13 protein-coding genes and 2 pseudogenes are annotated in these 10,723 nt (G+C 73.2%); 9 read left to right on the top strand and 6 right to left on the bottom strand.

Annotation, left to right across the window (positions count from 1 at the left end; all coding sequences use genetic code 11):
- From ACZ5GP_RS12380 to ACZ5GP_RS12370, 3 genes are all read right to left on the bottom strand, one after another.
- Positions 1-1,710, bottom strand: a complete 1,710-nt coding sequence (locus tag ACZ5GP_RS12380) for a bifunctional 3'-5' exonuclease/DNA polymerase (RefSeq protein WP_468750810.1) — start codon at positions 1,708-1,710, stop codon at positions 1-3.
- A gap of 121 nt (positions 1,711-1,831) precedes the next feature.
- A complete protein-coding gene (locus tag ACZ5GP_RS12375) occupies positions 1,832-2,128 on the bottom strand; it encodes a hypothetical protein (RefSeq protein WP_468750809.1) in 297 nt (98 codons plus the stop codon).
- A complete protein-coding gene (locus ACZ5GP_RS12370) occupies positions 2,121-2,711 on the bottom strand; it encodes an RNA polymerase sigma factor (RefSeq protein ID WP_468750808.1) in 591 nt (196 codons plus the stop codon). The genes ACZ5GP_RS12375 and ACZ5GP_RS12370 overlap by 8 nt, the downstream gene beginning before the upstream one ends.
- Before the next feature lie 263 nt (positions 2,712-2,974).
- On the opposite strand from ACZ5GP_RS12370, the gene ACZ5GP_RS12365 reads away from it, so the two are divergent.
- On the top strand, positions 2,975-4,132 hold the full coding sequence (locus ACZ5GP_RS12365; RefSeq protein WP_468750807.1) for a DUF2786 domain-containing protein: 1,158 nt from the start codon (positions 2,975-2,977) through the stop codon (positions 4,130-4,132).
- A 265-nt stretch (positions 4,133-4,397) separates the two neighbouring features.
- On the top strand, positions 4,398-6,665 hold the full coding sequence (locus tag ACZ5GP_RS12360) for an FUSC family protein (protein WP_468750806.1): 2,268 nt from the start codon (positions 4,398-4,400) through the stop codon (positions 6,663-6,665).
- 81 nt (positions 6,666-6,746) lie between these two features.
- On the opposite strand, the gene rpsN is transcribed toward ACZ5GP_RS12360, so the two are convergent.
- Both rpsN and rpmB read right to left on the bottom strand, forming a co-directional pair.
- Positions 6,747-7,052 (bottom strand): 30S ribosomal protein S14, encoded by a 306-nt coding sequence (gene rpsN, locus ACZ5GP_RS12355; RefSeq protein ID WP_468750805.1) that lies wholly within the window; start codon positions 7,050-7,052, stop codon positions 6,747-6,749.
- A gap of 3 nt (positions 7,053-7,055) precedes the next feature.
- The gene (rpmB, locus tag ACZ5GP_RS12350) at positions 7,056-7,292 is read right to left on the bottom strand and encodes a 50S ribosomal protein L28 (RefSeq protein WP_468750804.1); all 237 of its coding nucleotides are present in this window, start codon (positions 7,290-7,292) and stop codon (positions 7,056-7,058) included.
- Between the two features lie 71 nt (positions 7,293-7,363).
- On the opposite strand from rpmB, the gene rpmG reads away from it, so the two are divergent.
- The 6 genes and pseudogenes from rpmG (at position 7,364) to ACZ5GP_RS12320 (ending at position 8,916) form a co-directional block, all read left to right on the top strand.
- Positions 7,364-7,528 (top strand): 50S ribosomal protein L33, encoded by a 165-nt coding sequence (rpmG, locus tag ACZ5GP_RS12345; RefSeq protein ID WP_358582974.1) that lies wholly within the window; start codon positions 7,364-7,366, stop codon positions 7,526-7,528.
- 5 nt (positions 7,529-7,533) lie between these two features.
- Entirely contained in the window at positions 7,534-7,779 is a 246-nt protein-coding gene (locus ACZ5GP_RS12340) for a type B 50S ribosomal protein L31 (protein ID WP_358582972.1), read from the top strand.
- A 35-nt stretch (positions 7,780-7,814) separates the two neighbouring features.
- Positions 7,815-7,994: pseudogene (locus tag ACZ5GP_RS12335) on the top strand (cobalamin biosynthesis protein CobW); the annotation flags it as partial.
- Positions 7,988-8,125 (top strand): annotated as a pseudogene (locus tag ACZ5GP_RS12330) (cobalamin biosynthesis protein CobW); the annotation flags it as partial. The pseudogenes ACZ5GP_RS12335 and ACZ5GP_RS12330, both read left to right, overlap by 7 nt.
- A gap of 3 nt (positions 8,126-8,128) precedes the next feature.
- Positions 8,129-8,380: a 30S ribosomal protein S18 gene (rpsR, locus tag ACZ5GP_RS12325; RefSeq protein WP_468750803.1), complete on the top strand. Its 252-nt coding sequence runs from the start codon at positions 8,129-8,131 to the stop codon at positions 8,378-8,380.
- Positions 8,381-8,676: 296 nt separating this feature from the next.
- Complete coding sequence (locus ACZ5GP_RS12320; protein ID WP_358582964.1) at positions 8,677-8,916, top strand: DUF397 domain-containing protein; 240 nt, start codon at positions 8,677-8,679, stop codon at positions 8,914-8,916.
- Between the two features lie 51 nt (positions 8,917-8,967).
- Here the strand turns inward: ACZ5GP_RS12320 and ACZ5GP_RS12315 are convergent, their stop codons facing one another.
- On the bottom strand, positions 8,968-9,456 hold the full coding sequence (locus ACZ5GP_RS12315) for an ATP-binding protein (RefSeq protein WP_468750802.1): 489 nt from the start codon (positions 9,454-9,456) through the stop codon (positions 8,968-8,970).
- Between the two features lie 313 nt (positions 9,457-9,769).
- On the opposite strand from ACZ5GP_RS12315, the gene ACZ5GP_RS12310 reads away from it, so the two are divergent.
- Positions 9,770-10,633 (top strand): helix-turn-helix domain-containing protein, encoded by an 864-nt coding sequence (locus ACZ5GP_RS12310; protein WP_468750801.1) that lies wholly within the window; start codon positions 9,770-9,772, stop codon positions 10,631-10,633.
- Positions 10,634-10,723: the final 90 nt, after the last annotated feature.

Genomic DNA, 10,723 nt, shown 5'->3' with positions numbered 1-10,723 from the left:
CTATTTCGCGTCCGCGTAGCACTCCACCACGGCCGTCGTGAACGGGAACCTGACCGGCGTCTCCCCGAAGGCGATCCGCCCCGCCAGGTCACCCGCCGCGCGCACCGCCCGGGCCACGGTCTCCGCCTCCTCGGCGGGGCAGTGCACGATGACCTCGTCGTGCTGGAAGAAGACCAGCTCGGCCCGCATCCCGGCCTCGGAGAGCGTCCGGCGCAGCGCGGCCAGCATCAGCAGCGCCCAGTCCGCCGCGCTGCCCTGCACCACGAAGTTCCGCGTGAACCGGCCGCGGGCCCGCGCGTCCGACGAGGCGTACCCCGGAGTGAACTCCGCGCCCGGCGAGGCGAGTCCGGGCGGCGCGGCCGGGTCCTCCTGGGGGATGCCCGCCTCGTCGTCCTCCCCGGCGCCCGCCGCCGGCGGACTCGTCCGCCCCAGCCAGGTCCGTACGAGCCGCCCCTCCTCGCCCGCCTTCGCCGCGTCGTCCACGTAGGCGACGGCCAGCGGGAAACGGCGCCGCAGCGCCGCCAGGTTCTTCAGGCCGTCGCCGGACGTCTGGCCGTACACCGCGCCCAGCAGTGCGAGCTTGGCGTGGTCGCGGTCGCCGGCGAACGCGCGGTCCGAAAGCCGGGTGTAGAGGTCCTCCTCGCTGCCCGCCACCTCCATCAGCCCCGGGTCCCGGGAGATCGCGGCCAGCACCCTCGGCTCCATCTGGTCGGCGTCCGCCACCACCAGCCGCCACCCCGGATCGGCGACCACCGCCCGGCGGATCACCTTCGGGATCTGCAGCGCCCCGCCCCCGTTGGTCGTCCAGCGGCCGCTGACCGAACCGCCCGGGGTGTACTCGGGCCGGAAGCGGCCGTCGCGGACCCAGGCCTGGAGCCAGCTCCAGCCGTGCGCCGTCCAGATCCGGTACAGCTTCTTGTACTCGATGAGGGGCCGCACCGCCGGATGGTCGATCTCCTCCAGCGCCCAGCGCCGCGTCGACTTCACCCTGATGCCGGCCTGCGCGAAGGCCTTCACCACGTCGGCGGCCAGGTCCGGGCGGACGCGGCGGCCGAACGCCGCCGACACCTCGTCGGCCAGCTCGGCCAGGCGGCGGGGCTCGCCACCGCCCGCGTACCGCTCGCCGAGCAGCTCCGTCAGGAGCGCGCGGTGCACGTCGGCGCGCCAGGGCAGGCCGGCGGCGTTCATCTCGGCGGCCACCAGCATGCCCGCCGATTCCGACGCGGTGAGCAGGCGCATGCGGCCGGGGTGGGCGGTGGCGTCATGTCTGCGCTGCTGGCGCGCGTACACCTCGGCCAGCTCTTCGAGTGTGACCGGGGCGCCGCCCGGGCGCGGCTCGAAGAGTGAGTCCTGCGAGCCGGGCTCGGCGGCGCGGGGTGGCGGATCGGGGGGTACGGGGGCGTCGCGGAGCCGGGCCAGGGCGGCGGCCGCCGAACGGGGCTCGCCGAGACGCCCCTCGTGACCGAGGAGGAGCAGCTCCGCGGCCTCGACGTCGTAACACCGCTCCACGCGGGCGCCCGCGGCGAGCAGGCGGGGGTACAGGTCGGGGGTGGAGCGCCACACCCAGCGGTCGACGTGCCCCCGCTCGCGCACGGCCCCGGCCAGGTCCGCCTCGTGGACGACGGGTCCCGCGGGCAGCCCGTCGCCCCCGAGGGGCACGAGGTCGGCCCCGCCCCCCTCGGCTGCGGCGATGGCCCAGCGCTCGGTCATGCGGGGAGTCTCGCATCCGGCACCGACAATCGGGCGGGGGCGCCATGGGGGCCTTGCCCCAAGGGCCGGGGTGCTGCCCGGTTCGCCCGTACGAGCACCCGTATCGACCGCGGAGGAGCCCTCAGGCGCCCGGCCCCACGGTCAGACTGCACCGGCCGTCCTCGCAGGAGCGTCGCAGGCGGCCCCGCGAGATGGTCTGCACCAGGCCGACCGCCCAACACGTCGGGCAGCCGCGCAGGGCGAGCAGGCCGAGCGGCAGCAGCGCCAGGCTGACCAGGCCGACCACCGGGATGAGCGCGACCGAGGCGACCAGCGAGGCGAATCCCACCACGCCGCGCGCGATGTGCTCGGGCAGGGACTTGCTCGCGAAGTCGGGGCCGCTTGGAGCGGTGCCGGCGCGGGGTCCTGTCTCAATCATCGTTGCCTCCAGGAACTGACACAGGGGCTGGTGCGGGGGCCGGTGCGGGGGTCTCCCGCAGGGCCCGTTGGACCGAGGCGCGGGCCCGGTGCAGGCGGGACTTCATCGCCGCCGTACTGACGCCCAGCGCGTCGGCGACCATCCGGCCGCTGAGGCCCTGGACGTCCCGCATGATCAGCACGCGACGCTGGTCGGGCGGCAGCGCGGCGATCGCGGCCGCCACCCTGCCCGCCTCCAGGCGCTGGATGACCTCGTCCTCGGCCGAGGCCACGGGGGTGTCCTGCCGCAACGGCGCGGCGTGGTCCCGCAGCCGGGCCCGCGCGCGCCGGACGCACTCGTTGCGGACGACGCGGAACATCCACGACGCCAGGGCGCCGGAGGCCCGCAGCATCCCGATCTTCCGGTACAGGATGATCAGGGCCTCCTGCGCCGCGTCCTCCGCGTCCTGCGGGGTGGCGCACAGGGAGTGGGCGAACCGCTGCACATTCGGGTGCGAGCCCGACACCAACGCGGTGATCGAGTCGAGGTCACCGCCGCGCGCGGCGGTGACCAGTCGCTCGTCCGGCCAGGCGAAGTCAGCCACGTCCGGCCCGCCTGCGCTTCACGACGAGCAGGCAGGTGCAGAGCAGCACCAGGACGACGACCGCGCCAACGATTCCGATGACCACGACTACCTCCATATCCCGTGCCGGCGACGTCCGACGGCACGTACATAAGAGGATCGGGACGCCACAAAGGATTCGGCCGAAGATGCCGAAGATCAGGAAGCTCTGCCCTGGGCGACCGGGGGCGACCGCGCCGCGGTCCCGCCGCCCGCCCGTTCGGCGACGCACATACCCTTTCCCCATGGATTCGGTGATCGACAAGGCGTTCGCGGCGGCGCTGTACGGCGACGGCCACGAGGGCCTGGACACCGGCGCCTCCCTCCTCGCGGCCGCGCCCGGCGCGGACCCCGAGCTGCGCCGCAGAGGCGAGGAGTACCTGCGCAGGGCCTGGCGCGACGGCTGGCAGCCCGCCGACGTCGTACGGCTGGTCCGCCGCGACCTGGAAGAGCCCCACGTCCGGCTGGCCGTCTCCCTGATCCGCGCCGAGACCGCCGGCTACGCCCACCTGCCGCCCCGCTGGGCGGCCCAGCTGGCCGACCTCGCCCCGGCCGGCGCGGCCCCGCCCCGCCCCCGGGACCGTTTCTCGGACGCCACCGTCCACCTTGAGCTGTACCGCCTGCTCCTGCGCCTGCCCCGGATCGAGCCGGTGGGTCCGCCGCCCGGTGACACCGTGCCGGGCCCGGTCGAGGGCGAGCCCCGCACGCTCACCCGCATCCGTGCCCTGCTGGCCAAGGCCGAGGCGACCGGCTATCCCGAGGAGGCGGAGGCGCTCACCGCGAAGGCGCAGGAGCTGATGGCGCGGCACTCGCTCGACGAGGCGCTGCTGGCCGCCCGGACGCACGCGCGGGACACCCCGGGGGCGTGCCGCGTCGGCGTCGACGCCCCGTACGAGACGGCGAAGGCGATCCTGCTGGACTCCGTCGCCGCCGCGAACCGCTGCCGCGCGGTGTGGAACGAGGCGTACGGTTTCTCGACGGTCGTCGGTTTCGCGGCCGACCTGGAGGCCGTGGAACTGCTGTACACCTCGCTGCTCGTGCAGGGCACGGCGGCGATGACGAAGGCGGAGGCGGGGCAGCGGGCGGCGGGCCGCAAGCGCACGAAGACGTTCCGGCAGACGTTCCTGCTGGCGTACGCGCACCGGATCGGCGCGCGGCTGGCGCAGGCGGGGGAGCACGCGGTGACCGAGGCGGCGGCGCAGGGCGTGGCGGCGAAGGACTCGCTGCTTCCCGTCCTCGCGGCACGCGACGTCGCCGTCACCGAGCGGGCGGAGCGGATGTTCCCGGAGACGACCACGACCCGCGTGCGCGGCGCGACGGACGGCGAGGGCTGGACCCACGGCACGGCGGCGGCCGACCGCGCCCACCTGCCACCCTGGAACCGGGGCCCGGCGCTGCCCTGACGTACGTACGGCCCCGCGCCCCACCGAGACCGCCCTGCACCGGCCGCCGGGCGGAACCCCCGCCGCGGTCCGCCCTGGGGGACACGGCGGACGCGCCCCGCAGCGGTCCGGGGCCGATGCCCCGTATGACGGCGCCACACCGAGATCGACCCGCGCCGGGCCTTGGGTGGAGCCCCTGCCGCGTCCGCCCCGGGGGGTGTGGCGAACGTGCCCCCGAGCCCGGCCCCGAAGCCAGACCGCCCCATATGCCCCGTATCATCACAGAGTGACCTGGCTTCGCGCGCTGAAAGAGACAGCCCGCTCAGGCCTGACCGTCGAGCGCAAGCGGCTTGAACCCCTGGTGGCCGCCCGCGGTGCCGCGGGTCTGGCCCTCGTCATCGGTCTCAGCCTCACCCTCTTCGGACCCGCGGTCGCCGCGAGTTCCGCGTTCGGCGCCTTCCAGGCGGCCATCGCCACGTTCCAGCGCAGCTGGCGCCCCCGCCCCGAGCTCGCCCTCGCCTCAGGCACGAGCCTCGCCGTCTCCACCTTCCTCGGCTACCTCACCGGCTCCCATCTCCTCCTCTTCCTCGCCCTCCTGTGCCTATGGACGTTCCTGGCGGGCCTGAGCTGGGCCGCGGGCCCCACCGTCGGCATCATCGCCTCCTCGAACGTCGCGATCATGCTGGTGACGGTCACCATCCCGGGCTCGGTCGCCGCGGCCGCCGGCCACGCGGCGATGATGGTCGTCGGTGGCTGCGTCCAGGCGGGCCTGGTGATCCTGCTCCCGGTGCGCAGATGGGGCGCGCACCGGGACGCCCTCGCCGACGCGCTGGCCGCCGAGGCGGACTACGCCCGCAGGCTCCGGCACGACCCCGTCGCCCCCTTCGACCCCTCGCCCCTGATGGCGGCCCGCGACGCGGCGGCGATCACCCCGCGCCAGGCCCGCCGCCGCCCGGCGGAACTGCACGGCGCGCGGGGCATCGCCGAACGCATCCGCCCGGTCCTCGCCTCCCTGGCCGACCCGGCGGTCGGCGTCCCGCCGGAGGGCAAGGAACGCGACCGGGTGCGCGAGCTGCTCGCCGCGGCGGGCGCGGTCCTGGACGCGGCGGCGCGGGCGATCCGCCACGGGGAGCCGGTGCGAATCCCCTCGGCGGCCCTCGCGGCCCTCAGCCCCCCGGACACCGACGCGATCCTCACGGGCCCCGCCCACCGCGCGGCCACCCGCCTCGGCGCCCTCCTGAAAGACGTCCTGGAAACAGCGGGCGGCCCCCAGGGCTCCCAGGGCTCCCAGGGCTCTCAGGGCCCCCAGGGCTCCCAGAGCCCCCAGGGCTCCCAGAGCCCCCAGGACGACCAGGACTCCCGGGACTCCCAGACCCCCCAGCCGTCCCTGAAGCCCACCCCCAACCCCCGCCTCCGCCCCACCTTCCCCGCCCTCGTCCCCGCCGGCCTGCGTGCCATGCGCGCCGCCCTGCGGCACGAGTCCCCCGTCACGCGGCACGCGATCCGGGTCACCTGCGTGGCGGCCGCCGGCTACCTGCTCGGGACCTGGCTGCCGTTCGGCCACGGCTACTGGGCGCCCATGGCCGCGGTCATGGTGATGCGTCCGGACTTCTCCCAGACGTACTCCCGCGCCGTCGCCCGCTTCGGCGGCACCCTCGTCGGCGTCGCGCTCGCCACCGGCCTGGTGCAGGTGGTGCACCCCCGCACCGGCCTGTCCGCCGCCCTCGCCGTGCTCTGCGCCGGGATGATGTACCTGCTGATGCGCACCGGCCAGGTGGCCGCGCAGGCCTGCGTGGCGGCGTACGTCGTGTTCCTGCTCGGCATGGGCGGCCAGCAGTGGACGCAGACGGTCCCCGAGCGCGTCGTCCTGACGCTCATCGGCGGAGTCCTCGCGATGATCGCGTACGCGGTGTACCCGGCCTGGGAGACCCCGCGCCTGCGCACCCGCCTCGCGGACTGGCTGATCGAGGACGGCCGGTACGCGGCCGCCGTCGTCGACCATTACGCGCATCCGGCCGGCAAGGCCTGCCCCGACGTGCGCGAGGCGCTGCTCGCGGCCCGGGACGCGCGCGTCGCCTGGCAGGAGGCCACGGCCCGCGCGACGAACGAGCCGGTGCGCCACCGGGGCCTGTCCCGCGCCGTGGCCGCCGACGCGGAGGACGCCCTGGCCCAGCTGGGCCGCGTGGCCATGCTGATGGAGGCGCATCTGCCGGAGCGGGACGCGACGCCCGTCCCCGCGGCGGCCCGCCTGGCCGAGGCGCTGCGCAAGTCGACGGAACAGGGCGCGAAGGCGTTGCGCGAACGCCGCGTCCCGCGCTGGGACGCGGTCCGCGAGGCCCTGGAGGAGTGGGACGGCGAGGGCGTCCCCGACCGCGTCGTCCGCAGGGGTGCGGGCCTGCTCCTCGACACCCTCGAAGAACTCTCCGACGCCCTCGACACGACCCCGCCCCCGATGCTCGTGGACGGCTCACAGACGCCGAGCGGATCTAACCGGCCGAACGGCCCGAACGGCCCGAGCCGACCGAGCAGCCAAGAAGGCCCTCCGGCCCGCTGACAGGCGCGGTGGCGGCCCGACGCCGGCCGCCAGGACTGCGGCCCCCGGACAACCAAGGACCCCCGGCGCAGCCGCGCCGAGCTACCAGGATGACTTGCGCACCCCGGGAAGGAACCCGGCGTGCGCTTGCTCGCGCAACTTCACCCGCGACAGGCCGAACGCCCCCACATAGCCGCGCGGGCGCCCGTCGACACTGTCCCGGTTCCGCACCCGCGTGGCACTCGCGTCACGCGGCTGCCGCGCCAACTCCCGCTGGGCAGTGGCCCGTTCGGCGGCACCGATGCCCGGCCTGCGCACGATCTCCGTCAGCTCGGCCCGCCGCTCGGCGAACCGCGCGACGATCTCGCGCCGCTTCCCGTTCTTCGCGATCTTGCTCTTCTTCGCCATCGGTCAGACCTTCCCGCCGCGCGCCCGGATCCTCGCGACGGCCGCCTCGATCCCGAGGGTGTCCACGGTCCTGATCCCCTTCGTGGCGAGCCGCAGCCGGACGTACCGCCCCTCGCTCGGCAGCCAGTACCGCTTGCGCTGGACGTTGGGGTCGAAGCGGCGGGAGGTCCGCCGGTGGGAGTGGGAGACGTGGTTGCCGAAGCCGGGCCCGGCCCCGGTCAGCTGGCAGTGGGCGGACATGGTGACGCACCTCTCGGTCGACGGAAGGGGATCCCTATTGAAAACGGGAGTCGTTTTCATATACTACCCACATGGCCCGCAACGAACTCCGCCCGATCGTCAAGCTCCGCTCCACAGCCGGAACGGGTTACACGTACGTGACCCGCAAGAACCGCCGCAACGACCCCGACCGCCTGACGCTGCGCAAGTACGACCCGATGGCTGGCCGCCACGTCGACTTCCGAGAGGAGCGCTGACCCCCATGCGCAAGGACATCCACCCCCCGTACGCCCCCGTCGTCTTCCGCGACAAGGCCGCCGGCTTCGCCTTCCTCACCCGGTCCACCGCGACCGGCGGGAAGACGGTCGAGTGGGAGGACGGGCGCACGTACCCCGTCATCGACGTCGAGGTCTCCTCCGCGAGCCACCCCTTCTACACGGGGACCGCCCGCGTCATGGACACCGCCGGCCGCGTCGAGCGCTTCGAGCGACGCTTCGGCAAGCGCTGATGGACGACCGGCACGGCGGGCGCACCGCCCGCCCGATGGACACCGTGATCGTCGGCGGCCTCCACGCGGACGCCCGCAGAGCGGCCGTCGCCCACCTCCTGGCCGCCGTCCCCGGCAGCGTCGCCCTCCACCACGACCTGTCGAGTGCCGAGCGGGGCACGGTCGTACGCACCGTGCGCGACGGCACCGGCATGCTCTCCGTGGACGGTTCACCTCGCCCGGCCTGGACCGCGAAAACCTCCGGCAGCTCCTGGAGTCCTGCCTGCTGACCGACGAGGAGTACGCCGCCGGGCGCGCCGCCTGGCGAAATCTGCCGCCCGCCTTCGACGCCCTCCTGGAGGTCTGACCCTTGTCCCCCCCCCGCAAGCCCCCGTCCCGTGCGCCGAAGCCGCGCCCCAACCCGCTGGACCGGAGCGGCGTCACTTACATCGACTCCATCGACTACAAGGACACGGATCTGCTCGGGAAATTCATCTCGGACCGCGGAAAGATCCGCGCCCGGCGGGTCACGCGGGTGACCGCGCGGCAGCAGCGGCAGATCGCCGCGGCGATCAAGAATGCGCGTGAAATGGCGCTCCTGCCCTACGGCGCCGGGCGCTGAAACCTCTTCTTCCGCACCCGCACCACTTCTCCCTCCCCGCTCCCCGGACCGCACCGCGCCGGTTGTTTTCCGCCTTTCGGACGGAACACATCCGGCGCGGTGCGCGTCTGTTCTTAGAGCACGACCTGGCACATGGCGGACCGGCAGAGCTGTAATCAAGGCACCACCGCGCGTGCACGTGCATCTGCCCATGCACTTGCATGTGAACACAGCTATGATCCGGGACAGTTGACCACTGCATCTAGAGCTACTGCCTCTAGGGCCACTACAGGCACTGCACCACCGGGGAGCGATCTGTGCACCACGCGTTTAACGGCATGGCGGCCACGGAGCTTCACGGGGTGGTCTGGCAGAAGAGCAGACACAGCAACTCGCAGGGCAACTGCGTGGAGTTCGCGAAACTGCCGGGCGGCGATGTCGCCGTGCGCAATTCGCGTTTCCCGGACGGTCCCGCGCTCGTCTACACGCGCGCGGAGATAGAGGCGATGCTCCTCGGGATGAAGGACGGGGAGTTCGACCACCTGATAGCCGGTTGAGTACGCGAACGCGCCGCCCGCGTCCGCGCCCTGGGCGCCCCCGCCCCCGGCTCAGCGCAGCTGGAACAGCGCCCAGACCACCTTGCCGCGCAGCGCGCCGGCGAGCGGGTGCCAGCCCCAGCCGTCGCTGAAGGACTCCACCAGGAACAGACCCCGGCCCGACTCGGCGGAGAAGTCGTCGTCGGCGTCGCGCGCCACCGGACTGTCGTCGCTGGGGTCGCGCACCGCGCACACCAGACGCGACGCCCACCGCATCAGATGGAGCCGCACGGGCGGGTCGAGCGGCTCGCGCGGGGTGTCGGCGGGCAGCGCGTGCCGCAGGGCGTTGGTGACGAGTTCGGAGACGACGAGCGCCACGTCGTCGAAGCGCTCGTCCAGATCCCACTGCCCGAGCGTCTTGCGGGTGAACTGCCGGGCGCTGCCGACCGCTTCGTAGCGGGCGGGCAGCGCACAGGAGGCCGTGCTGGAGACCGCCGAGGGGTCGAGTGGAGGAAGGCCCTGCCTCAACGGCTCGAGCATGGTCGATCCATTCGTCCCCATGCGAGGCACTCCCCGGTTTCGCGGTACATAGCGATGGAGCGGTGGCGCGGTCGGTCGCCGATGGTGCGGTGGTACGCGGTCGGTACAGCGGTGGCGCGCGGACCATGGTTCCGAATGCGCACAGCAGATGCAAGGGCAGATGCACGTGCACGAGACCGACTTGTTGCCTCCCGTGCCACTTCTCGCCCATTTCTTCCCCGGACTTCTTGTGAGGAGCTTTCGGAGGCTTTCCGTTTCTGTAACCGGGCGTGTACGGGCCGAAGCGTTTAATGGCAGACTGCTGGCTTCCAGTCGATGGGGAGGATTGAGCGAAGTGACCGCAGGGGAGTCGAGTGGCTCGGTGGTACGGCGCATCCTGCTGGGCTCGCAGCTGAGGCGCCTCAGAGAATCCCGGGGCATCACCCGCGAAGCGGCCGGCTACTCGATCCGCGCCTCCGAATCGAAGATCAGCCGCATGGAGTTGGGACGGGTGAGCTTCAAGTCCAGGGACATCGAGGATCTTCTGACGCTGTACGGCGTCACGGACGAGGCCGAGCGCGGCGCTCTCCTCTCGCTCGCCAAGGAGGCCAACCTCACGGGCTGGTGGCACAGTTACTCCGACGTCCTGCCGGGCTGGTTCCAGACCTACATCGGCCTGGAGGGCGCGGCCTCGCTCATCCGGGTCTACGAAGTGCAGTTCGTCAACGGCCTGTTGCAGACCGAGGACTACGCCCACGCGGTCGTCGCGCGCGGCATGAAGGGCGCGAGCAAGGCCGAGATCGACCGCCGCGTCGCCCTGCGCCTGGAGCGCCAGAAACTGCTCGCCTCCGAACACGCGCCCCGCTTCCACTGTGTCCTGGACGAGGCCGCGCTGCGCCGCCCGTACGGCGACCGCGAGGTGATGCGGGGCCAGATCCAGCACCTCATCGACATCTCCGAGCGGCCCAACGTCACGCTCCAGGTGATGCCGTTCAGCTTCGGCGGCCACGCGGGCGAGAGCGGCGCCTTCACCATGCTGAGCTTCCCGGAGTCGGACCTCTCCGACGTCGTGTACGTGGAGCAGCTCACCGGCGCCCTCTACCTCGACAAGGCCGAGGAGGTCGCTCAGTACGAGCGTGTGGCCGCGCAGCTGCACCAGGACAGCCCGGACCCGGCGGACAGCCGGGACCTGCTGCGCGGACTCCTGCAACTCACCTGAAGCGTGCCCCTGCGCCCCACCCGCACCGGACGCCGTCAATTCACCCGCGGTACGCCCCTTCAACTCACCTGAAACATAAGTACTATGACG

This window comes from Streptomyces sp. NPDC031466, from assembly GCF_055581265.1.
Note: the sequence above shows the minus strand (reverse complement) of the source record. Positions and strands in the feature narration are given on the sequence as shown.